This is a genomic window from Bacillus thuringiensis, assembly GCF_001182785.1.
GTDB lineage: Bacteria > Bacillota > Bacilli > Bacillales > Bacillaceae_G > Bacillus_A > Bacillus_A thuringiensis_S.
Genome location: NZ_CP012099.1, coordinates 3,502,232 through 3,525,903 on the forward strand (window position 1 = coordinate 3,502,232; position 23,672 = coordinate 3,525,903).

Here is a 23,672-nt window from a genome sequence, read left to right on the forward strand (position 1 = left end):
TGAAATAATATGAATTTTTCAGTGAAGGACGGGAAAGAAATGGTCAGATTCCTTGGTGTTATTATCGGTTCTATTATTATTGCGGTTGCCTTTAATCTTTTCCTTATCCCCCACAAAATTTTAAGTAGTGGAATTGGCGGAATTGCTATTATTTTAGGGATTGTAACCCCTGTAAACACAGGCATTATTAACTTTGTATTAAACTTACCTATCCTTATTTTAGGGTACATAGGTCTTGGAAAAAAAGTAATTTTTAACACAGTTGTCTCTGTAGTTGTATTATCTGTTGCATTATACTACGTTCCAGTAAAAGTCGTAGCAACAGATCCATTGTTATCTTCTATCTTCGGAGGTGTCATCGCCGGAGCTGGTATTGGTCTTGTTTTTAACTGTAATGGATCCACTGGTGGATTTGATATTATCGGTATGCTTTTATCCCGCAAGCGAGACATTAAACTTGGCGGATTCCTTATTGTTTTAAATACAGTCGTTGTAATAATCGCAGGATTCTTCTTCACTTGGGATGTTGCACTTACAAGCTTACTTTCAATTTATGTAACTGGTAAAGTAATTGATGCTGTTCATACAAAACATCGTAAAGTTACACTTATGATTGTAACAAATGAAGCAGAAAAAATGAAAAAACAGCTTCTTTCAACTGTTGTACGTGGAATAACGTTACTTGATGGCGAAGGCGCTTATTCAAGCGAGAAAAAGCGTGTACTTATGACAGTCGTTTCTCGTGAAGAATTAGCAAGTATGAAACTAACAATTTCTGAAATCGACCCGAATGCATTCGTTAATATTACAGAAACTGTAGAAGTGTTAGGACTTTTCAGAAGAAGTTAAAGACTAGGTGGGAATCCACCTAGTCTTTATTTTGCATAAATTCAATTCGGTTTCCAAATGGATCTGACACGTAAAATCGAATTACATCTGGTCGTGCATAATCATCAATCACTTTGACACCTTGCTCTATAAGCGTTTGCTTAAATTCATTAATTTCATTCACATAAAAAGCTGGATGAGCCTTTTTAGCTGGTGTAAAGTTCTGCTCGACACCAATATGGACTTCTTGATTTCCACACTTAAACCAACATCCACCTCGTTTTTTCAACTCTTCTGGCTTTGGAATTTCTTCCATACCAATTGTATTCCCATAAAAATCACGTGCCTCTTCTTCACACCCTACAGGTGCAGCTACTTGCACGTGATCAATCCCTCTAATATAACTTTTCATTTTCCATCCCCCCTCTACCCTTATGTTATAACAAAATCATTTCAATGTAACTTACAAAGAAATAATAAAACGATATAAGATTCTCTTATTACTGCATTTTATGTTTTTAGTAAAAAAAGAAAATAAATTCAATTCTGTAACTTCATTTTTTATAGAAATATGGGTTATACCTATATTATAGTTATGAATAGACAAATCTTTTTAGATGCTAGTTGTACGGAGGAAATATTATGAGTCGTAAAAAAATTTCATCAACTCAAAGAAAACGTCATCCGAGCATTTCTGGACGTTTGCGAAACCATATGCACGATCGTTCATTAACAGAAATGTACGCATCTCTGTTCGAACACAATCCTGATAGTATTATTTCACTCAATTTAGAGGGAACTATTTTACATATTAATCCTTCTGCTGAAAGAATACTTGGTTACACTTCTTTAGAATTAGAACGTAAAAACATTACCTCTATTTTAGAAGCTCATATTTCTGAGCAAGTATTACAATATATAAAAACTACTAAAGCGGACAATCAACAAGAGTATATCCTATCTATTTATCATAAAGGCGGCTATTTACTAGATGTCATAACAAAACTAGTTCCTATCTTTTCAAAAAATCGGTTAACCGGTGTATATGCAATAATGAAACCTCTTGAAAAATCAGAAAGAATTGAACAAAGATTAAAAGAAAGTGAGAAGAGATTACGTACATTAATGAATGCAATGCCTGCATTTGTTATATTTAAGGATCATGAAGGCCGTTGGCTTGAAGCAAATGACTACGCCCTTACATGTTTCAATTTCCACCATGTACCTTATCACGGAAAAAAGGACAATGAACTCATTCAATATAATGAAGCGTACCGAGAAGGTTTTTTACACTGTGAAAAAGTTGATGAACTCGCATGGCAACAAGGGCAAATTCTTCATGGAGAAGAATTTATTATACATAGGGATGATTCCGACCTAATCTTAAGCATATCAAAAGTCCCTCTTTATCATCCCGACGGTTCCCGTAAAGGTCTTATCGTGATGGGAAGAGATGTTACCGAGCTAAAAGAAACTGAAAAGTTATTAAGAAAATCAGAAAAGCTCGCGGTAGTCGGACAACTGACAGCTGGAATTGCCCATGAAATTCGAAATCCGCTCACTTCTCTAAAAGGCTTTTTAACATTACTACTCCCTGAAATAAATGAGGAAAATAAATGGTATGTCGATGTGATGTTAAGCGAAATTTCACAAATGGAATCTATCACGAGTCAATTTATGGCAATGTCTAAACCACAAGTATTGTCTATGCAAACTTGTAACATACAAACTTTAATTGAAGAGGTAGTCACATTTATTTTACCGACTGCTATTATGCATAGTGTTCATATCATTATGGATCACTTTGATTACAAACATGATATTCAATGTGATGGTAACCAATTAAAACAAGTTTTCATAAATATATTAAAAAATTCTATAGAAGCAATGCCAAATGGCGGAAATATTTTAATACAAACAAAACCAGTAGAAGATTCCTTTATCTTAATACGCATTATGGATGAAGGTTGCGGTATCCCAGAAAATCGTATCTCTCGTTTAGGTGAACCATTTTATAGTTTAAAAGAAAAAGGCACAGGACTAGGTTTAATGATATGTTACAAAATAATTGAAGAACATCATGGTAAATTACACATTTCAAGCGAATTAAATAAAGGTACTATCGTTGATATTCAGTTGCCACTTTCTTCATCTCATCTTGCAATCCAGTCTTAAATAAAAAAGAAGCATCTGCTAATCGTTAGCAGATGCTTCTTTTTTAAAATGCTTTGTCATACCACTCTTTTGCTTTTTCTACTTCACCCATTGTTAATTGATGCCCTCGATTTTCCCAATGCATTGTTACATTTGCATTTGCATTTTCTAATAATACCTTCAATTCCTCTGACTCTGCTGATGAACAAATTGGGTCATTTGTCCCAGCAGCAATAAACACAGATTTCCCTGCTAAATTTGCTAATTGCATTCCTCTTCTAGGTACCATTGGGTGATGAAGCACAGCACCTTTTAATGCATTCTCGTAATGGAATAATAAGCTTGCTGCGATATTTGCTCCATTCGAATAACCGATAGCTACAATGTTGTTTCTATCAAATTCATATTCTTTAGCCGCTTCATCTAAAAATTCATTTAATTCCTTCGTACGGAAAATTAAATCCTCTTCATCAAAAATGCCCTCTGCTAATCGGCGGAAGAAACGCGGCATCCCATTCTCTAACACATTTCCCCTAACGCTTAATACCGCCGATTCCGGATCAATTATTTCTGCAAGTGGTAGTAAATCTAATTCATTACCACCTGTGCCATGAAGTAATAACAACACTGGTTTTGACGTATCTTTTCCTTTTTGAAAAACATGTTTCATCATAATCCTTTTCCCCTTTCAATCACTTTAATCTAAATTTCTCACTTCAAATGGTAAAAGCGTTTGTTCAATCTGTTTTCTATGTTGTTCATATTGTTCCGGTAACTTTAATTCCTCACCCATCGTCTCTAACGATTCATCATGAGCGAAACCAGGAGGATCTGTTGCAATTTCAAATAAGATTTCACCATGTTCTCTAAAATAAATCGCGTTAAAATAATTTCGGTCTTGTACAGGAGTTACGTGATATCCAAAACGAGACACATGCTCTTTCCAGTCTAGCTGATCAGCATCGTCACTCGCTCTCCAAGCAATATGATGAACTGTACCAACGCCCATTTGGCCACGACCAATTGTTGATAATTTCAAATCAATAATATTTCCAATGTCAGCAGAAGAACGGAATCGAACAAATTCACCCTCTTCTCCAATTTTCTCAAGACCCATAATATGTTCTAACAATTCAGCTGTTTTTTGAGGCTGTGCAGATAAAAGAACAGCACCTCCAAACCCTTTAATTGCTACTTCTGGTGTAACTTCTCCAAAACTCCAATTATTTAATTCGCCTTCTTCTCTTTCAACTAATTCTATATGCAAACCATGCGGATCATCAAATTCTAAATACTGCTCTCCAAAACGAGTCATTTTTGTATACGAAACATCGAATTTTTCTAATCTATTTTCCCAAAACTCCATTGCACCTTTTGGTACAACGTAAGACGTAATTCCTACTTGACCGTCGCCAATAATACCTTGACGAGCACCTGCCCATGGGAAGAACGTAATAATTGTTCCGGGCTTTCCTCCTTCATTTCCAAAATAAAGATGGTACGTACCTGGATCATCAAAATTCACTGTTTGTTTCACTAAACGTAACCCTAATACACCAGCATAAAAATCTACATTTTCTTGTGGATTCCCTACAATCGCTGTAATGTGATGGATTCCCATTGTTTTCTTTTCCATTTCTTCCACTCCTTTTTTATTTCATTATAAAAATTCTTTTACATTTAAATTCATTATTCATTTTGTCCATGCTACAAAGTAAAATCCGTCATTATAATTTTATCTCGAATTCGAGATATCGATTATAAAATTACGCATTAGTGTCTAACCTATAGAAATCATCTCGAATTCGAGATAATCTACAAAAAAACATTTGTTCAATCTATAATTATAATAAACCTTGATTTAGAATGTTATTTATCTCGAACTCAAGATTTATTATAAGTTACTTATTTTTTATTGTCAATAAGTCCTTACTTTCATTTTACATGTAAAAAGAGTAAACGCTATTCATCGTTTACTCTTTTTGCAAATCATTTCATTTCTTCTTCCAGTACTGCTTCCATCTCATTAAATTCACGATAAACTGCCTTAACGGGTTCTTTCGTTAATAAACTTACAACGATAACAGTTAATAAACTACAGAAGAATCCAGGTACCATTTCATACATAATTGCTTTTAAACTTGGAATTTGTACCCATGCTATAACAACTACTGCACCAACAATCATACCTGCAAGAACGCCCCATTTATTCGTCCTTTTCCAATATAAACTTAATAAAATGGCTGGTCCGAATGCTGAACCAAATCCAGCCCAAGCATAACCTACAAGTGTTAAAATTGTATCACTTGGATGATACGCTAAAACAACTGCGATCATAGCTACTACTAATACTGACAATCTACCGATAAATACAAGTTCTTTGTCACTTGCGTTACGACGGAAAAATGTTTTATAGAAGTCTTCCGTTACTGCACTTGAAATAACAAGTAATTGTGAGGAAATACTACTCATAATCGAAGCCAAAATAGCTGATAATAAAAATCCTGTAATGTACGGATGGAATAAAATATTTGAGAATGTTACAAAGACCATTTCTGGGTCTTGTAATGTCGCATTATTTTTAGCATAATAAGCGATACCAATTAGACCAGTAAGCATTGCACCTATAATTGAAATCGTCATCCAACCGATACCGATTCTACGAGAAGTCTTTAAATCTTTAATAGAGGTGATTGCCATAAAACGGACAATAATATGCGGTTGACCAAAATACCCAAGTCCCCATGCTAAAAATGAAATAATGCCAAGTATTGTGGTCCCTTTAAACATATCTAAATGCGATGCATCGACTTGTTTAATCGTATTAAATGTTTCTGTTACACCACCTACATCCGTAAAAGCAACAATTGGCACTAGTACAAGCGCAATAAACATAATACAACCTTGTACAAAGTCCGTCCAGCTTACGGCTAGAAAGCCACCGAATAGTGTATACGCAACAACGACACCCACTGTTACAAATAAACCAATTTTATAATCCAGGTTGAAAGAATTTTCAAACAAACGTCCACCTGAAACTAAACCAGCCGACGCATAAAATGTGAAAAATACTAAAATGACGATAGCGGAGACAAAACGAAGTATTTTCGTACGATCTTTAAACCGATTCTCGAAAAAGTCTGGAATCGTAATTGAATCATTTGCCACTTCTGTATACGTTCGTAAACGTGGGGCAATGATTAAATAGTTTGCATAAGCACCTATTAATAAACCTATCGCAATCCATACACTTGATAATCCTGTTGCATACATCGCACCAGGTAATCCCATTAGCATCCAACCACTCATGTCAGAAGCACCAGCTGATAAAGCTGTAACTGCTGGACCGAGTCCCCTTCCACCTAACATATAATCTGATAAATCGGATGTCTTCTTATAAGACCAATATCCGATATACAACATACCTGCCATATAAATAGCAAGCGAAACCATAATTTCAATCTTCACCAAATCTCTCCCTTATTCCATAAGCCATTCAAAATTTCGAAAAATGACTTTTTCTATTTTCTTGTTTTCGCTTATGGTTCCCTACCTTAACAAACATTTTTTGTTCTTTCAAGTGAACGAGCACTTTTTACTACATGTGAAAACCTTTATAAACGCCTTTATCCCAGTGGATTACAATGATTTTTCAAGAAATTAAAGTAATAATATTCAGAAGATTAAACAGTGTTTTTTCACACCTTATTTTCATTCGTTTACCCGATAAATTTTAAAAGAAAAAGCCATACAAATGTATGACTTTTAGCTTATTGACGTCTCAATTTTCGCTTTCTCTACATATACTTTACGAAATTTCATATAGCATCCAATACGCCAAGGTACTATATAACAAACCGCAAGAGTATAGAAAAGAATGCCGATTGACTTTGGATCTAAACCTTGTAAATGTCTTCTAAAATAAGCACGTAAAAGAACGATAACTAAAAATGTAGCAATAAAAGCGATACTTTTTTTTGCATAAATTTGACCATCTTCTCTGACTTCATACCCACTTAAAATAATAAGTGGAATTGACAATAACAGTCCGATCCCAGCAGCTATACCAATTTGCCAATCAGCAAGTTGTATCGGTGCAGCATATAAAGAAAAACCTGGTAATAAGAAAAATAATGGCAATAGTAGTCGTCTTCCTTTATTATTAATTGGTCGATTCATAGAGCGCATGCGTCTAAATATAACGAGCCCTATGACGAGTAAAAAAATTGTAATACTGTAAGAACCTTGCTGCAAGTGAATCTCTCCCTAAAAATAGTCATTTTTAAAATACTTCCCTATTATACTCCTAATTTTTCCAAAAATATGATTATTCCTTTAAAAAATCTTACATATCAAATATACTTTTAGGTTTGATTTACTATAGGAAACAATTCCGAAAGAGGAACTACTCTCCCCACCTCATCTTTAAACACAATATGCTCTCTCGTTAAATGGCGCGGGCTCTTCACTCCGGCTGCCGCTGCTAATGAAAATAAACTATATCTCATACTAATAATATAATTCATGACTCGCCACTTCTTCTCATACGGATCTAACGCTTTTTGATAATGCGGATTCGTCGTAGCTACACCAGATGGACATTGGCCAGAATTACATTGAAGAGCCATAATACAGCCGCTTGCCATCATAAATCCGCGGGCTGAACTTACAGCATCCGCTCCAATCGCTAAAGCGATCGCCACTTTATCTGGTGTGATTAATTTACCCGATGCAAATACTTTAAACTTGTTACGCACACCATAATAATTTGCTGTATCGATAAATGTAAGTAATGCTGGAATAAGTGGCAGTCCCATACAATCTGCCATCGATTTATACGTTGCCCCTGATCCGCCTTCTGAACCGTCTATTGTAATAAAATCTGGGTAAATGTTTAGTTCTTTCATTGTTTTTATTAAATCTTCCAAAGGCTCCTGCTGACCAATTACAATTTTCATTCCAACTGGTTTACCGCCGCTTTCTTGCAACTGTTGAATAAAATAAAGTGTATCCGCTGCATTCTTTAAAAATGAAAATCGATTCGGTGAATTAATCGTCTCTCCCTTTCTGACGTTGCGAACAGAAGCAATTTTCTCATTTACTTTTTGTCCCTCTAGATGACCACCACGTATTTTAGCACCTTGCCCAAATTTCAATTCGAATGCTCTAATATTACTTTCTTTTGCTTTCTCCATGAATTTTCCCATTGAAAAATTACCGTCCTCATCACGGTATCCAAATAACCCTGGACCAATTTGCGCAACGATATTCGCTCCTGTATGTAAATGTTCTGGAATAACGCCACCTTCACCAGTATTAATCCACGATCCGCCTGCCATTTTTGCTCCAAAACCACTCGCTAAAATATAATTTTCTCCAATCGCGCCGTAAGAAGTCGCAGATGCACCAAACATGCCATGTAGCTTCCACGGATATTTACGGTTCTCACCGACTATAATTGCATCTTCTTCTTCATACAGCCAAAGATTCGTTGTATCCGCTGTCAATTTTTCTCTTCTTGAAAATAACCCTTCTTTATGAATCACGTACTTTTTACCTTCCCGCTCTTGCGTGAGATTCACACTTAATTCCTCAGTTAATATTGGAAATAATGTATTAGCAATATAATAGCCAGAAGATTCAAAATCTCGTTTTGATCCAAAACCAAGTATTTCAGAGCGATATTTCGCTAAAAACATAACACTTTGAAAATCATAACGTGAGAAAGGCTTTCCATCCGTATCATGATCAAACCAATATTGTCGAAATTCAGGCCCTATCTTTTCCAGTAAGTAGCGCATTCTTCCTAAGTACGGATGTAACTTTAAAATAGAATGATGTGTTCGTTTTTTTATAAAAAATGTAATGATAAAAAAGACGATTAAAAGCAACATTAAAAATAGTAATATACTAATAATAACGAGTAGCGTTTCACTCATCCCGCTTCCCCCTATGAAATCCCATAATAAAAGGAGAACACTCGATGTGCTCTCCTTTTATCTTTATTCATACTAACGTAGCAAGATGCTCTTTCGCGTCATATTCAACTAAACTTTCAGCATGTTTAATTCGATGAACAAAGTCTGGATTAGCAATTAACGGTCTGCCAAATGCCACTACATCAATCGTTCCTTCTTGCAACGCTTCTTCGGCCTCTTTCGGATTTAAATTACCAACCCCTACAATCGTACCATCCCAATATTTTCTTACTAGTTGATGAAAATTCTTTCCGTCAGCAATCTCTTGCGTATAGTTCATCGTTGAAGGATGTATCATCGTTAATCCAACTTCTTTGAACATATTTACGAACGTTTCAATTGCAAGCTCAGGGTTTTCCCACATATAAGCAGGATTATCACCTTTGAAAGCAGAGAAACGAAGAAGTGTTTTATTAGCTCCAACAGCTTCTATTACAGCCGCCGTTACTTCTTTCATAAACGTTAACCTTTGTTTTAAATTACCGCCATATTTATCTGTTCGCTTATTCGCAAACTCATACGTAAATTGATCGATTAAATATCCGTGTGCACCGTGAATTTCTACTCCATCAAATCCAGCTTCGATCGCATTTTTCGCAGCTTGTGCGTATTGACCGATCACTTCTTGTATTTCTTCTAACGTCATTGCTTCTGGCGTATCAAACGGTTTACGAAAACGTGGAACATTTCCCTCTGCAGCGATAGCAGATGGTGCTTGCGGCATTTGACCACCAATTATTTCATGATGACTCATACGCCCAACATGCCATATTTGAGCAATAATCGTCCCGCCTTCTTTATGTACTGCCTCTGTAACAGGTTTCCAAGAATTGATTTGTTCTTGTGTATAAATACCTGGTACTCCTGGGTTCCCTTTTGCTCTCGGACTAATGACAATTCCTTCTGTAATAATTAGTCCAATTCCATCCGCAGCACGTTTTCTGTAGTATTCCACTACATCAGCGCCAACTACTCCAGTCTCATTATCTGCAAAGCATCTTGTCATCGGTGCCATTGCTATACGATTACGAAGAGACCAAGCTCCAATTTGAATTGGATCAAACAACTTTGTTTCTTCAACGTTTTCAAAAGATCCACCAGCGTTTACATTTGTTCCTTCATAAATACTCGCTGCTTTATTACTTGAACTTGTCATCTTTTTTCCCCCTAAAAAATCTTACTATAATCGCATCATACTTACTTTTAGATAGTAACGTCAATTTTTACGACTTTACAATAAAACATTCGAATATCAAAAAAATAAAATGCTATAAATAATATTAAAAAGGTTTCCTTAGAAGGAAACCTTTTTTGTTGAACATATATGGCTGTCAATTCATTTATCTCTTTAATATAAAAAATACCTTATCAATAGAAGTGAATATGGTTCAGTATTCTTCTAAAAATAATAACTTATATACCTAAAACAATGAAAGCCCTACCTCTCTTTCATCCTTACGGCTCCTCGTCCGTGCCAGTGTGAATCAGGATTGCAAAAATCAAGTAACTATTTTATCGAAGTATTCAATTAAACTTCGAACATTCATAAATGAAATTTAAAAATAAAAATGGATTTGATTGTAGTAATAACAATAGAGGTAATGCTCTAAAAGTGGTGTGAAAGAGTTGAATGTCTTTGAAATGATAAATTTTCTATAATTATGTTCCCAAAAAATTCAAAATCTTTTTTGGGATATAATACATTATTTGTAATGAACCTTAACAAAAGCTTTTTATCTGATTTTCTGTGATACCTTCAATTAATCCCAGTTCACTAATCAAAAATTCATATGCGTTATCTAACATCTTCTTTTCGCTTGCATTAAGTGCTTTTTCTTTCTGTATACGCATTAAATCACGCACAACTTCAGCACCTTCTTGCATTTTACCCGTCTTTATTTTATCAGTGTTCAATTTATACCTTTGTTTCCACGTAAGTAATCTATCTGATGCCCCATGTTGAAAAATATGCATTATGTGTGCTAATGCGGTTATATCCGTAACTGGTCGTATATTCGAATTCAATATTCTCCCTGCTGGAATCATTAGTTCCATATTACTAGCCGACATTTTTATAACATAATACTGTTGTTTTTCTCCTGAGACTTCCTTCTCTTCTATGGCTTTAATTATACCTGCTCCCTGCATTGGATAAACAATGTTATCGCCAATTTGAAACAAATAATCCACCTCCATATATGGTAACCTTCTCAAGCTTAACATACTTTTAGTTTTTTATCAAAATTTTTATTTTATCATAAAATTATTTTACACGTCAATACTTCAGAAGCAAGAAATTAAATTTACATAATACACTATAAAAACCCGCAATTTTATTAACGGTTCCACAAACATCCATTCTCTTTTAACATAAAAACACATCACTACATTTGAGTAGTAATGTGTTTTTGATAAGGCATAGATAAAGATCTACTTTTCCGTCTATATACTAACCTGCTTACTAACTATTTCCCTCGCTAAAAGAAAACTCATAATCACTTGCGCTGCTACTCTACTCGTCATATCCCTGAAATCAAGAGTTGGATCAATCTCTACTATATCCATCCCTTGAACGAGCGGTTCTTTACCAAGGAATTCAATCGCATCTAGTAAAGTCGTACTATCCATTCCACCAGGCCCAATTGCTGGACAACCTGGTGCAAACGCTTGGTCTAGTACATCCATATCAAGAGAAATATAAATAGAAGTCACACCTTGTTTTCTTAATACTTCAATACTTTCCGTGATAATATCTTTTATTTCTCGCTCTCGTACGTCTTTCATTGTATACACTGTTACGCCATGCTCTATTGCATATTCATGGTACGCACGTGCATTAGAAAAATTACGAATTCCAATTTGAACAAGTTGTTTTCCTGTAATGACATCATTTTCTAGTAAACTACGGAATGGTGTACCATTTGACGGGCCTCCATCATCTAAATTACGTAAATCATGATGAGCATCAAATTGAATAATCCCGACCTTTCCTTTACTGTTTGCAAAGCCTGTTATACTCGGAAAACTAATCGAGTGGTCACCACCAAGAACGATTGGTATGATGTTCGGATTTACTTTCGTTACATGACCAACTGTTTTCGCAATTCGGTTATGACTTTCTTTTATATCCGTCACATGCATCGTAATATCGCCGCAATCATATAAGACACTTTCTTTCATATCGTGTTCTTCTGTAATTGCATATGTGCTGTATGCATCTAACATCGCACGAATTGTTTTTGGAGCAAAACTTGCTCCTGAATGACTAATAGATGGTTTAGAAAGGGGTGCTCCAATTAAGGCAGCACCGAATATTTCTACGCCTTCCTCCCAATCTTTAATCATCTCACTCCATTTTGTCACTTCACGATCAATAAACTTTGCATTTTTCTTTAAATAGTGGCCGTGCTCCACGATTGTTCACCTCTTGTATATGCAATATTACCATTCTTCCATACTGTATTTACATGGCTTACACCGTAATGGTACGGTACGTAAGCATAATTGTAAGCATCCCATAAAACTAAATCTGCCTTACGACCAACTCTAATTTTCCCAGCTACATCACCACGGTTAATGGCATATGATGAGTTAACCGTTACGGCATTCCACACTTCTTCTGGTGTCATTTTCAGTTTTAGCATCGCAATGCTCATAATAAGCTGAATATTTTCAGTTGGACAGCTACCTGGGTTAAAGTCTGTAGCTAACGCAACTGCAACACCTTCATCAATCATTTTACGACCACGAGCAAAGCTTTCTTTATTTAAATAGAAAGTTGTTCCTGGTAATAACGTTGCTACTGTATTCGAATTTGCAAGCATTTCAATCCCTTTATCAGAAGCGCCAACTAAATGGTCCGCTGATGCTGCACCAATTTCTGCCGCTGCTTCCGCACCACCAAGAGGGTCGATTTCATCTGCATGAATTTTCACATCAAAGCCAAGCTCTTTCGCTTTTAATAAAAACTCTTTTGACTCTTCGACAGAGAACACACCTGTTTCACAGAAAATATCAACGAACTCCGCTAATTGCTTCTCTTTCATTTCTGGTAGTAGGTCTAACATCCATTGTAAAAATTCTTTCGATCTACCTTTATATTCTTTCGGAACTGCATGAGCACCTAAAAATGTGGAAACTAAATCAATCGGATGCTCTTTTTGTAATTGTGCAGTTGCCTCTAATTGTTTCCATTCCGTCTCATCATCTAATCCGTAACCGCTCTTCGCTTCTACAGTAGTAACTCCGAAAGATAGCATACGGTCTAAATGGAATTTCGCTTTTTGAACAAGCTCTTCCTTCGACGCCTGTTTCGTTGCATTTACAGTTGAAAGAATACCTCCACCTTGTTCTAAAATTTCTAAGTACGGAACTCCTTGTAATTTTAGTGCGATTTCATTTTCGCGAGATCCACCAAATACAAGATGAGTATGCGGGTCGACAAGACCAGGAGAAACCATTTTTCCGCCGCAATCAATAACTTCTTTCGCCTGAAGTCCTTTCGCTTCTTCCGCTGTTCCAACGAAAGTGATTACATCATTTTCAATTCCAACCACACCGTTTTCGATAACAGGAAGCGTGTTCATCGCTTCCCGTCTTAACAAGCCATCTTCTTGATCCATTGTTAGTAATTGACCGATATTTATTAGTAAAGTGTCCAGCATGTTTTCTCCCCCTTATTTCATCATTGGAATGTTAACGCCTTTTTCTTTCGCAGTTTCCACTGCTAAGTCATACCCTGCATCAACGTGACGAACAACACCCATACCAGGGTCAGAAGTTAATACGCGCTCAATACGTTTTGCTGCTGCTTCTGTTCCATCTGCAACAATAACCATTCCAGCGTGAAGTGAATAACCCATACCAACGCCGCCACCGTGGTGAACAGATACCCAACTCGCACCGTTTACACTATTAATTAATGCATTTAAAATTGGCCAGTCTGCTACTGCATCACTACCGTCTTTCATCGCTTCTGTTTCACGGTTTGGAGATGCTACTGAACCGCAATCTAAATGGTCACGACCAATAACGATTGGTGCTGATAATTCACCATTTGCCACCATTTCATTAATGATGCGGCCAAACTTCGCACGCTCACCGTAACCTAACCAACAAATACGTGATGGAAGTCCTTGGAACTCCACTTGTTGACGCGCCATACGAATCCAGTTACATAAATGCTCATTGTCAGCGAATTCTCGTAAAATTACTTCATCTGTTTTATAAATATCTTCTGGATCACCAGAAAGAGCTACCCAGCGGAATGGTCCTTTTCCTTCACAGAATAATGGACGAATAAATGCTGGAACAAATCCCGGGAAATCGAAAGCATTTTTCAAACCTTCATCAAAAGCAACTTGTCGAATGTTATTTCCATAATCAAATGTAATTGCGCCTTTTTCTTGCATCGCAAGCATTGCTTCTACGTGCTTTGTCATGCTTTCTTTTGATAATTGTACGTAACGTTCTGGGTCTTCTTCACGAAGTTTCGCTGCCTCTTCTAACGTATAACCTACTGGAATATAACCGTTTAATGGATCATGAGCAGATGTTTGGTCCGTAACTAAGTCAGGGATAATATTACGATTTACTAACTCAGGTAAAATTTCTGCTGCATTACCTAATAATCCAATTGAAATAGGCTCTTTCTTCTCTTTATACTCGTTTGCAATAGCCAATGCTTCTTCTAATGATTCTGTATACTTATCACAATATCTCTTTTCAATACGACGATCGATGCTGCGCTTATCTACATCAATCGCAATGACAACACCGCCATTCATCGTTACAGCAAGAGGTTGTGCACCACCCATACCACCTAAACCAGCAGTAAGTGTTAATGTACCTTTTAATGAACCATCGAAATGTTGACGAGCTGCCTCACCAAATGTTTCATATGTTCCTTGTAGAATCCCTTGTGTTCCAATGTAAATCCAGCTACCAGCTGTCATTTGTCCGTACATCATAAGTCCTTTTTTCTCTAGTTCTCGGAAGTGATCCCAATTCGCCCATTTTGGTACTAAGTTTGAGTTCGCTAATAGAACGCGCGGCGCGTCTTCATGCGATTTAAAAATTGCTACTGGTTTTCCTGATTGAACAAGTAACGTTTCATCGCTTTCTAACGTTTTTAATGAATCTACGATTGCATTGTAGCTTTCCCAATTACGAGCTGCACGGCCAATTCCGCCATATACAACTAATTCTTCTGGTTTTTCAGCTACCTCAGGATCTAAATTGTTCATTAACATTCGAAGTGCTGCTTCTTGCACCCAACCTTTTGTTTGTAACTCTGTACCTCTTGGCGCGCGAATTGTTTGTTGTACTTTTTCCATTTCAATCTCTCCCTTTTCTCATTTTATAGTGCTGCGTTTACATCTAATCTTTCTTTTATCGAATAATTCGTTTTTAACCAATGTGCAATATTTTCAATATCCGTTGAGAATATGCGGTCATTTGTAATAGAAGGTACTTGCTGACGCCCTTGATGGTAGAAACTCTTCGTCACTGTACTCATATTTTCAATTCCGCGATATTCTGCCGCTTGCATCGCACAAATCATCTCAATTGAAAGAACACGTCTTGCATTTTGAATAATTTGATGTGCATGGCGTGAAGCAATTGTTCCCATACTTACATGATCTTCCTGGTTAGCTGACGACGGGATTGAATCTACACTCGCTGGATGTGCTAACGTTTTATTTTCAGAAACAAGTGACGCTGCTGCATACTGCATAATCATTGCACCAGACTGAAGTCCTGGTTCTGGACTTAAAAATGGAGGTAAATCATTTAATTGCGGATTTACTAAACGCTCAATACGACGCTCTGAAATATTTGCAAGTTCTGCCATCCCTACTTTTAAGAAGTCCATCGCAAATGCAATTGGTTGACCGTGGAAGTTACCACCTGAAATTACTTTTTCTCCGCCATCAAAAATAAGTGGGTTATCTGTCGCTGCATTCATTTCAATTTCTAGCTTTTCTTTCACATAATTTAAAACTTGCCAAGAAGCACCGTGTACTTGCGGGATACAGCGAAGTGAATAGGCATCCTGTACACGTAGTTCTCCTTGTTTTGTTGTTAACTTACTATCATGAAGAATGTCACGAATTCTGCTTGCTACATCCACTTGCTCTTTATAACCACGTGCTTTATGAACATTTTCATCAAATGCATCAATAATGCCTTGTAACCCTTCAATTGTCATCGAAGCAATTAATTCAGCTTGATACGCCGTTGCTTCTGCTTCTATATAAGAAAGAACTCCTTGCGCTGTCATCGCCTGCGTACCATTAATTAATGCAAGACCTTCTTTCGCTTCAAGTTCAATCGGCTCAAGACCTTCTTCTGTAAGAGCAACCATTGCATGAACGCGTTTCCCCTTATAGAACACTTCACCTTCGCCTAATAATACGAGCGCAAGATGAGATAAAGGTGCTAAATCTCCACTCGCACCAAGCGAACCTTGTTGCGGGACAACTGGGTGAATTTTACGATTTACAAACTCAAGAAGCATATTTACAACAAGCGGTCTTACGCCTGATACTCCTTTAAGCATCGTGTTTGCTCGTAAAATTAACATTCCGCGCGATACTTCTTCCGGGAATGGATCACCTATCCCACATGCATGTGACTGAATTAAATTATGTTGAAGTGCCTTTACATCATCTTTTTGAATTAGCACATCACTAAACTTTCCAAATCCAGTTGTAATACCGTAAACGACTTTTCCGTCCTCTACAATTTTCTCAACTACTTCGCGGCACTCCGCTACCTTTTGCATACTAGTTGGACAAGCTGTTACACCTTCTCCTTCAAGTAATAACCTCTTCATTTCTTCAACTGTCAATGTATGTCCTGTTAACGTAATCATCATTTTTCCTCCTTAAAAAGGCAAAAGGGGACCTTATCTTTTTAAGACAGACTTCTGTCCTAAAAAAAGTAAGGCCCCCTTCTAACTAATAGACTATGGGCAAATCATATGTGATTAATTCCTAAACCAATCGCCTCATGCTCAGATCCTTTTACAGGTGCACCAATCGTTCCATATAATGCAACAGCAACCCATTCGCCTTCTTTTTTTCCGTCGTATGGTGTACCGCGCACAATCGCAAACCGAAGTCCTACTGTACGAAGAACGTCTGCTAACTGAATTTGACCTCTCGTCACTCCGTACAAAGCTTCCATAATTGCATGATAAAGTGCATGTGTTTCTCTGTAAACATCTGTTTCAATAACTTGGTTGCTCTTAGCCGCTGTTTCCATTGCTGCGACAACCTTTTGCGAATTCATCGAACCCACTTTCCCCGTACAATACTTCCAACCTTTCGGAATGGATAATACAGGACTTTCATTTTCATCCGCAAGTGCCAACAGCATGGCCATACGACCAATTCGATGTGTTCCTTGAAGAAGCATGTGACTCTCTCATTTCTTTTGAATTATTTGAATATTACTTAATTTAAGAATATATGAAAACGGTTAAATCGTCAATAGTTTAAACTCACATTCAAACAATTTTTTCATCCCCTCCATTTGTGTACACAAATTATTTACACAATTTTTCCAAGCATGCTATTGTCTCACTAACAGATGCAAAGGGGCGAGATTTCAATGACGAAGCGAAAAGATATTCATTTTCGAATTGAAGAAAAATTACTTGCAAGGTTTGAAGCTGCACTCCATTACGAAGGTTTAAAGAAAACGGATGTATTAACACATGCGATCCAACAATTTTGTACGAAAGTGGAATATGAAAAAATGAATGATGTAAAAAGGCAATATAGCGTCAGTAACAATTTACAAACACGTATCGATACGCATGAACATTACGAAGAAAAACAAGTGAATTTAGATGAAATCGTTATTGAACATTTACAACTTCAAGGGGAAGAAAACATATTAGAGGTTGGGTGCGCTAGCGGAAAATCCCTTTCCCTTTTACAAACAAATGGTCATAAAGGCCCATTAACCGGGTTGGATCAATCCGAAGCTATGCTTGCTGAAGCTGCTAAGACGAATAACTTAATAGAATGGAAACGAGGGGATGCTAGTAAACTCCCTTTCGAAACAAATTATTATGACCTAATAATCGCAAGACATATGTTATATCACATGAAAGATGTTGAAAAAACAATTCAAGGATTCCATAAAGTAATTCGTCCCGGTGGCTCACTTTTAGCTACAACAAATTCTAGTGTTACATTACCTCGTATAGTTGAAATGTGTAACCGCATGTTAGACGCATTTGATTTACCGAAAACAACATCATCAGTCACTCCATTTTGTTTAGAAAATGGTAAAGAGATATTACAATCCGTTTTTCCAACGGTTGAAGAAACAGTTATTCATAATGCGCTCGTTTTTCATCATTCTACCCCAATAGTAAACTATATTTCTAGCATGTTTCCGTCGCTAAATATACCTGATAATACACTTCTTCACGCGGAAATGAAGGTATGGCTAAAAGAAGAAGTAGAAAATGAATTATCACTTCATAACGGTATATGGCGCGATCCGAAAACTTTAGTTATTTATTGGTGTAAAAAAGAAAAAAGCTAGCATTCGCTAGCTTTTATACATTTTCAGATAAAAGTTTCTCCATCATCACATTACCCTTACCGCCATAAAAATTTGTATTATGTTCGTTCGCTATCCCAAAGTAAGAGGCAATCGCTATTCCGAATGGTACAAATGCATGTCCTTGTGCTGTAATAATATTTGAGTGTTGCACAACTTCTTTATACACAAAATTTTCTACTGGAAAACAATCAAGTTTTTGATAATCTATGGTCACTGTATACGAGATTTCTTTGAATAAGCCTGCTTTTGCTAGCGCATACGGTCCAGCGCAAATAGCAGCTACTAATTTTTCTTGTTCGTGAAATTGGCGAATGACTGAAAAGAGTCCTTCTGCATCCTTCATATGTATCTCATCCCCGCCTGGAATAATAATTCCCTCATATTCTTCTACATGCACTTCCCTTAATTCTATATGTGGTTGCACTTGCAAACCTGTTTCACTTATAATCAATTCTTTTGTTAAGCCCGCTGTAATGATTTCAAATTTATTCTTCAGCAATGCCGTTGCTACTGTTATTTCAAACTCTGCAAATGTTGGGTATACAAGTAAAAGTATTTTTTTCATAGCTCTCTCTCCTTTAACCAGTCCATAAAATATACCTCTAAATCGTCCACTGTTAATCTATTCGTGTCCACATAAGTTACAGGAAATTGTTTATACCAGTCTTTTTCAGTTTCTACTAATTTAAATTGCTCCTCAAACGTACTTCTGTTTCTTGTTCTATCATTATTTTTTCTATCATATACATTCTTCTTCGTAACATCTAAGTAAAAAATCGCATCCGAACGGCATTCTCTTAATTCATATAATTCATCTTTCAATTCAGCTTCTATATCCCACTCTTCCCCTATAATCGTTGGATAAAAGAGTGTAAAAAACTCAATATCTTCTGGTCCGCGATCAAAAATTACGACTGAATCTTTCACATTTTGAAACTCCTTAATTTTTGCTTCCATAAACATTTTTTGATTCATAATAAACCCTACTTTTGAATTCATATCTAAATTCAATTTTTTTCGCTTCTCTACAATTGGATATGGATTTTCATATATAACTCGAAACCCTCTCTTTTCTAATCTTTTTGCTAATGTTGTTTTTCCGCTAGCCATCGGCCCTTGCAGTGAAATTACGTATGCCACGCCTATCATTCCCTTACACTTTAGTACACCTATAATATACAGAATTTTGAAAACTCTCAACATTATATATATCATCTTGTTTCTTATTCTTATCTAACTTATAATGAAAAATAGAGATTATGACGGACGCATCAATAATGTAAGCTTGGAAATCCAAGCTTACATTATTTTTTGCTTTCCCTTTTCTAATAAAAAGAGTATACTATATTAGAACGTATGTTCTTAATAATTACATACAGTAAGGAGATAGAACAATGGTATACGACACAAAAGCAATTTCTTGGAATGAATCTTTAAAACAACTTCAACGCCGCTATACAAACAAACAAGTTGACCGAAAAGAATTTGAGGATATTGAACTAATGGAATTCTTCCGCGATAACGACTACATTTCTTTACCTACACATATAAGCGGCCTATCAAAAACACGTTTTACTTCTTACTCTATTTTCACAACTGAAGATAAAGATCGTAAAGTTGGCACACTTATTATTGAGTATGTTGAAGACGATAATAATAATTTATGCGTTGAACAACTATACTTCGTTTAAACTATAACGCTTGGTCAAAATGACCAAGCGTTCTTGCTTTCTATGAATCTCACTGTATATAATATGAATAAAAGAAAACCGCTATCATTAAGGGGGGATATGCTTGCTCGAAGGATGGTTCAGTTGGTTCATTTTATTATGGACGGTTATTTTATTAGGGCTTATGTCTATCGGTGGATACTTTATGTTCAGAAAATTTTTAAAACGATTACCAAAAGAAGACGGCATGTCCATTTTGGATTGGGAAGAACACTACATAAATAAAACGAGACATTTATGGGCTGACGAACAAAAACAATTGTTAGAAGAGCTTGTAAGTCCTGTTCCAGAACTATTTCGCGATGTTGCAAAATCAAAGATCGCTGGAAAAATCGGGGAACTTGCATTACAAGAAAATGCCTCTCAAATTACACAAGACTTAATTATTAAAGGATATATCATTGCCACACCAAAGCGTGATCATAAATTTTTAATTAAAAAACTACAAGAAAAAAAGATTGATTATTCTAACTATCAATCTTTACTCGCAAAGTAACTCCATATTATTTTCGATAAAAAAGACAGCGCCTTTAACGCTGTCTTTTTATTTAGTACATATACAGTTTTTAAGTTAGCTTCATATCTTTTTCATTATAAAAACCATCTTCTTTTTCCATTTCCTTCTGTAATTTCGTAAAGGAACGATACATTGCAATTCTCCATGACACAATCATCGCAAACGCAAGTAAGAAGAACATGCCACTAAGTTGTCCTAAATCAAGAGATTGGCTTAAGTATGTTTTAAATACAATCCGCACGACAAGTAATCCAATTAATATAAAAACAAAGGCTTTTGAACGCTTCAAATAAATCTCTTGTCCTCTAATTTCAAATTTAGATGTTTTAATAAGAAAAATAGAGAAAATCAAACCGACACCAATTGCTTCTAACATTTCTGCTGGAGTTAATCGAAATTCAGGAAAAACATACATCAATGCGCCCGTACTCATAAAAAATGGCGGAAGTATAATTTTTTTCAATGTTGCAGGTTTCTTAGCTGCTTTTAAACGAATAAACATCGCACCGACAGCCATACAAACAGCAACGATACTGGATAAAACAACTATGTTCATATTTTCTCATCCTTTTTTGTGGCTATATGCAAAATATACTTTCATTATATGCTTTTCCGTTAGTATTTCCAACATTTTCGCAGAATAATACTAAAAACCGGTAAAACCACCAAATAAACTTGAGAAATATACGATAATTTTCGTCATCCAGTTAAAGTATAGGAAGACACCCATAACAATCATAATGTATCCTCCGACTTTCATGAAGGCCATACTATTTCTTTTAATCCAAGACATTTTCGTAATAAAAAATGACAGTACGAAAAACGGGATAGCAAATCCAAGTATGTAAGCAATCATGTAAATCATTGCTGATTCTGGGTTTGTTGCTGCTAATCCAATTACGGACACTAGAATTGGTCCGGTACATGGCGTCCACCCTGCTGCAAAGGCTAATCCAATTAGTACTGATCCAAAATAGCCACTTGGACGATTTTTAAATGTAAATTTACGGTCTTGCATTAAAAATTTCGGCTTAAACACCCCGACAATAATTAAACCGAACACGATGATAAAGATACCACCTAACTGTCTGATTAAATCTTTATAGTCAGTAAAGATTCCTCCAATAAAACTTGTACCAAATCCAATTGCAATAAATATAATTGAAAATCCAAGTAAGAAAAACGCTGTATGTATCATACTTCTTTTGCGAAGCATTGCATTTTCTTCTTTCAATTCAGAAACCGACATACCTGTTATGTACGATAAAAATGCCGGATAAAGCGGTAAGCAACATGGGGAAATAAATGATAAGAACCCGGCGCCAAACGCTAAAAAAATACTAATATCTTGCATCATTCCACTCCTCTCCCTAAATATTGTAACAAAAACACATAAAAATACTATGAACAATTCGTGAAATCACTTTTACAACGTGGCAATAAGAAAAAACATATTTCCTCACAGTTTCTAATAAAACGTTTTCATTTCCTTCTATTATATAGAAAAAACTCAAATGCATTATGAAACTCCTTTAATTGTTATTAACATAACAAAGGTAACATAGTTTCTCAAATAATTAGCACGCTACTAGTACGCCTATTTACATATTTGTTTAAAAAATATTTTTTTCAAATGCTGTCTCTATACAATGCAAAGTTGATTTTATAATACTTCTACTATTAATAATTTCAAGATTATGCATAAATATCATACTTTTATTATTATTCTATAAAATGTCATACTTTTCTTTCATTTGACCCTTTATTTCTAATTTTGTATACTTCCCTCTAGTTATATATTTTCGATACGGAACAACTTCATATAGATGGGAGGAATTTTTCATGCTTCGTTATTCTCTTTTAGTTTTATTAGGAGCGTGTAGTTATGGAATTTTAGCTATTTTTGTTAAGCTTGCATATGCAGAAGGATTTTCACTTGGAGAGGTAATTGGCAGCCAATATTTGTTCGGTTGGATTATTTTGCTTGCTATTACACTTCTATTTTCTAGACATCGCGTTCCTTTAAAGCAAGCATTACTTTTATTCGTTGCAGGAACATCTGCAAGTTTTACCGGAATTTTTTATTATGCCTCATTAAAAACTGTACCAGCTTCTATTGCAATTATTCTTTTATTCCAATTCGTTTGGGTCGGAATTATCATTGAAGCAGTCGCAACAAAAACATTACCTTCAAGAGAAAAAGTTATTTCTGTTATTTTCTTACTTGTAGGGACATTTTTATCAAGTGGTTTACTAGAACAATCAGCAGGTGCTTTCGATACGACTGGAATCATTTTAGGTTTATTATCTGCTGTTACATTCGCAACATACATTTTCGTGAGCGGAAAAGTTGCTGTTGAAGTACCTTCATTACCGCGCGGTGTTCTCTTAATGACTGGTGCTTTAACTTTAGTCATGATTGTATTCCCACCAACATTTATTTTTAATGGTGCCATTTCTCAAGGTCTTTGGAAATACGGTTTAGGATTAGGAACATTTAGTATCGTCATTCCATCTATTGCCTTTACAATCGGGATTCCAAAAATCGGTTCTGGCTTAGCGACTATTCTTGGTGCAGCGGAACTACCAGTTACAACAATTATGTCAGTATTCGTTTTAAAAGAGGCTGTACTATCTTCACAATGGTTCGGTGTATCACTTATATTAATTGGGATTGCAATCCCGCAAATTGCATACGCAATGCGTGGACGTTATCGTAAACATCATACGCATAAAAAAGTCGCAGCATAAAGTGAAACTTTAATTAGTTGAACCAATCGGGCTTTTATGGGATAAACGAGAGAGGATTTTCATTTGAGAATCCTCTCTTTTATTGTTGTATACTTATGGTAAATATTTTGCTTAAGAAAGAAGGCATAC

Annotated in this window: 24 protein-coding genes; 6 read left to right on the plus strand and 18 right to left on the minus strand. The window is 35.8% G+C overall.

Annotated elements, in window-relative coordinates; all coding sequences use genetic code 11:
• The first annotated feature begins 39 nt into the window (after positions 1 to 39).
• On the plus strand, positions 40 to 849 hold the full coding sequence (locus AC241_RS17945) for a YitT family protein (protein WP_000251348.1): 810 nt from the start codon (positions 40 to 42) through the stop codon (positions 847 to 849).
• 19 nt (positions 850 to 868) lie between these two features.
• On the opposite strand, the gene AC241_RS17950 is transcribed toward AC241_RS17945, so the two are convergent.
• Entirely contained in the window at positions 869 to 1,240 is a 372-nt protein-coding gene (locus tag AC241_RS17950) for a VOC family protein (RefSeq protein ID WP_016080646.1), read from the minus strand.
• Between the two features lie 230 nt (positions 1,241 to 1,470).
• Here AC241_RS17950 and AC241_RS17955 point away from each other — a divergent pair, with 230 nt between their 5' ends.
• The gene (locus AC241_RS17955; RefSeq protein ID WP_043936437.1) at positions 1,471 to 3,003 is read left to right on the plus strand and encodes a BA3702 family sensor histidine kinase; all 1,533 of its coding nucleotides are present in this window, start codon (positions 1,471 to 1,473) and stop codon (positions 3,001 to 3,003) included.
• A gap of 43 nt (positions 3,004 to 3,046) precedes the next feature.
• On the opposite strand, the gene AC241_RS17960 is transcribed toward AC241_RS17955, so the two are convergent.
• The 12 genes from AC241_RS17960 to hutP all read right to left on the minus strand — a co-directional run bounded on the left by AC241_RS17960 (position 3,047) and on the right by hutP (position 17,381).
• Positions 3,047 to 3,655 carry an alpha/beta hydrolase gene (locus AC241_RS17960; protein WP_043315358.1) on the minus strand — a complete coding sequence of 203 codons (609 nt, stop codon included), beginning with the start codon at positions 3,653 to 3,655 and terminating at the stop codon, positions 3,047 to 3,049.
• A gap of 24 nt (positions 3,656 to 3,679) precedes the next feature.
• Positions 3,680 to 4,618: a ring-cleaving dioxygenase gene (locus tag AC241_RS17965; RefSeq protein ID WP_016080643.1), complete on the minus strand. Its 939-nt coding sequence runs from the start codon at positions 4,616 to 4,618 to the stop codon at positions 3,680 to 3,682.
• Positions 4,619 to 4,971: 353 nt separating this feature from the next.
• On the minus strand, positions 4,972 to 6,450 hold the full coding sequence (gene putP / locus AC241_RS17970; protein ID WP_016080642.1) for a sodium/proline symporter PutP: 1,479 nt from the start codon (positions 6,448 to 6,450) through the stop codon (positions 4,972 to 4,974).
• 297 nt (positions 6,451 to 6,747) lie between these two features.
• A complete protein-coding gene (locus AC241_RS17975) occupies positions 6,748 to 7,236 on the minus strand; it encodes a cytochrome c biogenesis protein CcdC (RefSeq protein WP_043936438.1) in 489 nt (162 codons plus the stop codon).
• A 110-nt stretch (positions 7,237 to 7,346) separates the two neighbouring features.
• Positions 7,347 to 8,921: an FMN-binding glutamate synthase family protein gene (locus AC241_RS17980; RefSeq protein WP_043936439.1), complete on the minus strand. Its 1,575-nt coding sequence runs from the start codon at positions 8,919 to 8,921 to the stop codon at positions 7,347 to 7,349.
• 67 nt (positions 8,922 to 8,988) lie between these two features.
• Positions 8,989 to 10,116: an alkene reductase gene (locus tag AC241_RS17985; protein ID WP_043936440.1), complete on the minus strand. Its 1,128-nt coding sequence runs from the start codon at positions 10,114 to 10,116 to the stop codon at positions 8,989 to 8,991.
• 563 nt (positions 10,117 to 10,679) lie between these two features.
• On the minus strand, positions 10,680 to 11,141 hold the full coding sequence (locus AC241_RS17990) for a CarD family transcriptional regulator (protein WP_196303430.1): 462 nt from the start codon (positions 11,139 to 11,141) through the stop codon (positions 10,680 to 10,682).
• Between the two features lie 261 nt (positions 11,142 to 11,402).
• Entirely contained in the window at positions 11,403 to 12,374 is a 972-nt protein-coding gene (gene hutG, locus AC241_RS17995; RefSeq protein WP_043936441.1) for a formimidoylglutamase, read from the minus strand.
• Positions 12,353 to 13,624 carry an imidazolonepropionase gene (gene hutI, locus AC241_RS18000; protein ID WP_000887549.1) on the minus strand — a complete coding sequence of 424 codons (1,272 nt, stop codon included), beginning with the start codon at positions 13,622 to 13,624 and terminating at the stop codon, positions 12,353 to 12,355. Before hutI ends, hutG begins: the two co-directional genes overlap by 22 nt.
• 12 nt (positions 13,625 to 13,636) lie before the next feature.
• A complete protein-coding gene (gene hutU / locus AC241_RS18005) occupies positions 13,637 to 15,295 on the minus strand; it encodes a urocanate hydratase (RefSeq protein ID WP_000416938.1) in 1,659 nt (552 codons plus the stop codon).
• Positions 15,296 to 15,318: 23 nt separating this feature from the next.
• Positions 15,319 to 16,836, minus strand: a complete 1,518-nt coding sequence (gene hutH, locus AC241_RS18010; RefSeq protein WP_000631871.1) for a histidine ammonia-lyase — start codon at positions 16,834 to 16,836, stop codon at positions 15,319 to 15,321.
• Positions 16,837 to 16,940: 104 nt separating this feature from the next.
• Complete coding sequence (gene hutP / locus AC241_RS18015) at positions 16,941 to 17,381, minus strand: histidine utilization transcription antiterminator HutP (RefSeq protein WP_000926516.1); 441 nt, start codon at positions 17,379 to 17,381, stop codon at positions 16,941 to 16,943.
• Between the two features lie 195 nt (positions 17,382 to 17,576).
• On the opposite strand from hutP, the gene AC241_RS18020 reads away from it, so the two are divergent.
• Positions 17,577 to 18,524 carry a class I SAM-dependent methyltransferase gene (locus AC241_RS18020; protein ID WP_050844419.1) on the plus strand — a complete coding sequence of 316 codons (948 nt, stop codon included), beginning with the start codon at positions 17,577 to 17,579 and terminating at the stop codon, positions 18,522 to 18,524.
• A gap of 13 nt (positions 18,525 to 18,537) precedes the next feature.
• Here AC241_RS18020 and AC241_RS18025 read toward each other — a convergent pair whose 3' ends face one another.
• Together AC241_RS18025 and AC241_RS18030 are read right to left on the minus strand one after the other, a co-directional pair.
• Positions 18,538 to 19,110 (minus strand): DJ-1/PfpI family protein, encoded by a 573-nt coding sequence (locus AC241_RS18025; protein ID WP_016080634.1) that lies wholly within the window; start codon positions 19,108 to 19,110, stop codon positions 18,538 to 18,540.
• Positions 19,107 to 19,694 carry an AAA family ATPase gene (locus AC241_RS18030; protein WP_042969035.1) on the minus strand — a complete coding sequence of 196 codons (588 nt, stop codon included), beginning with the start codon at positions 19,692 to 19,694 and terminating at the stop codon, positions 19,107 to 19,109. The genes AC241_RS18025 and AC241_RS18030 overlap by 4 nt, the downstream gene beginning before the upstream one ends.
• A 245-nt stretch (positions 19,695 to 19,939) precedes the next feature.
• Between AC241_RS18030 and AC241_RS18040 the strand changes: the two genes are divergently transcribed.
• Both AC241_RS18040 and AC241_RS18045 read left to right on the plus strand, forming a co-directional pair.
• A complete protein-coding gene (locus AC241_RS18040; RefSeq protein WP_000262400.1) occupies positions 19,940 to 20,236 on the plus strand; it encodes a hypothetical protein in 297 nt (98 codons plus the stop codon).
• Between the two features lie 103 nt (positions 20,237 to 20,339).
• The gene (locus AC241_RS18045; protein ID WP_050844420.1) at positions 20,340 to 20,771 is read left to right on the plus strand and encodes a DUF2621 domain-containing protein; all 432 of its coding nucleotides are present in this window, start codon (positions 20,340 to 20,342) and stop codon (positions 20,769 to 20,771) included.
• A 70-nt stretch (positions 20,772 to 20,841) separates the two neighbouring features.
• Here AC241_RS18045 and AC241_RS18050 read toward each other — a convergent pair whose 3' ends face one another.
• The 3 genes from AC241_RS18050 to AC241_RS35905 form a co-directional block, all read right to left on the minus strand.
• On the minus strand, positions 20,842 to 21,348 hold the full coding sequence (locus AC241_RS18050) for a CcdC family protein (protein ID WP_001028640.1): 507 nt from the start codon (positions 21,346 to 21,348) through the stop codon (positions 20,842 to 20,844).
• 90 nt (positions 21,349 to 21,438) lie between these two features.
• The gene (ccdA, locus tag AC241_RS18055) at positions 21,439 to 22,146 is read right to left on the minus strand and encodes a cytochrome c-type biogenesis protein CcdA (RefSeq protein ID WP_001152676.1); all 708 of its coding nucleotides are present in this window, start codon (positions 22,144 to 22,146) and stop codon (positions 21,439 to 21,441) included.
• A 16-nt stretch (positions 22,147 to 22,162) separates the two neighbouring features.
• Positions 22,163 to 22,312 carry a hypothetical protein gene (locus tag AC241_RS35905; RefSeq protein WP_002152557.1) on the minus strand — a complete coding sequence of 50 codons (150 nt, stop codon included), beginning with the start codon at positions 22,310 to 22,312 and terminating at the stop codon, positions 22,163 to 22,165.
• Between the two features lie 322 nt (positions 22,313 to 22,634).
• Here AC241_RS35905 and AC241_RS18060 point away from each other — a divergent pair, with 322 nt between their 5' ends.
• Entirely contained in the window at positions 22,635 to 23,543 is a 909-nt protein-coding gene (locus tag AC241_RS18060) for an EamA family transporter (RefSeq protein WP_000947043.1), read from the plus strand.
• Positions 23,544 to 23,672: the final 129 nt, after the last annotated feature.

Bases quoted from the DNA above. Each gene is read 5' to 3' on its own strand.
- AC241_RS17960 (WP_043315358.1), bottom strand. From the start codon at position 3,655: ATGATGAAACATGTTTTTCAAAAAGGAAAAGATACGTCAAAACCAGTG.
- hutP (WP_000926516.1), bottom strand. From the start codon at position 17,381: ATGCTTCTTCAAGGAACACATCGAATTGGTCGTATGGCCATGCTGTTG.
- AC241_RS17980 (WP_043936439.1), bottom strand. From the start codon at position 8,921: ATGAGTGAAACGCTACTCGTTATTATTAGTATATTACTATTTTTAATG.
- AC241_RS17965 (WP_016080643.1), bottom strand. From the start codon at position 4,618: ATGGAAAAGAAAACAATGGGAATCCATCACATTACAGCGATTGTAGGG.
- AC241_RS18025 (WP_016080634.1), bottom strand. From the start codon at position 19,110: ATGAAAAAAATACTTTTACTTGTATACCCAACATTTGCAGAGTTTGAA.
- AC241_RS18030 (WP_042969035.1), bottom strand. From the start codon at position 19,694: ATGATAGGCGTGGCATACGTAATTTCACTGCAAGGGCCGATGGCTAGC.
- AC241_RS18020 (WP_050844419.1), top strand. From the start codon at position 17,577: ATGACGAAGCGAAAAGATATTCATTTTCGAATTGAAGAAAAATTACTT.
- AC241_RS18050 (WP_001028640.1), bottom strand. From the start codon at position 21,348: ATGAACATAGTTGTTTTATCCAGTATCGTTGCTGTTTGTATGGCTGTC.
- hutI (WP_000887549.1), bottom strand. From the start codon at position 13,624: ATGCTGGACACTTTACTAATAAATATCGGTCAATTACTAACAATGGAT.
- AC241_RS17945 (WP_000251348.1), top strand. From the start codon at position 40: ATGGTCAGATTCCTTGGTGTTATTATCGGTTCTATTATTATTGCGGTT.
- AC241_RS35905 (WP_002152557.1), bottom strand. From the start codon at position 22,312: ATGCATTTGAGTTTTTTCTATATAATAGAAGGAAATGAAAACGTTTTA.
- AC241_RS18040 (WP_000262400.1), top strand. From the start codon at position 19,940: ATGGTATACGACACAAAAGCAATTTCTTGGAATGAATCTTTAAAACAA.
- AC241_RS17955 (WP_043936437.1), top strand. From the start codon at position 1,471: ATGAGTCGTAAAAAAATTTCATCAACTCAAAGAAAACGTCATCCGAGC.
- hutU (WP_000416938.1), bottom strand. From the start codon at position 15,295: ATGGAAAAAGTACAACAAACAATTCGCGCGCCAAGAGGTACAGAGTTA.
- AC241_RS18060 (WP_000947043.1), top strand. From the start codon at position 22,635: ATGCTTCGTTATTCTCTTTTAGTTTTATTAGGAGCGTGTAGTTATGGA.
- AC241_RS17985 (WP_043936440.1), bottom strand. From the start codon at position 10,116: ATGACAAGTTCAAGTAATAAAGCAGCGAGTATTTATGAAGGAACAAAT.
- AC241_RS17950 (WP_016080646.1), bottom strand. From the start codon at position 1,240: ATGAAAAGTTATATTAGAGGGATTGATCACGTGCAAGTAGCTGCACCT.
- ccdA (WP_001152676.1), bottom strand. From the start codon at position 22,146: ATGCAAGATATTAGTATTTTTTTAGCGTTTGGCGCCGGGTTCTTATCA.
- hutH (WP_000631871.1), bottom strand. From the start codon at position 16,836: ATGATTACGTTAACAGGACATACATTGACAGTTGAAGAAATGAAGAGG.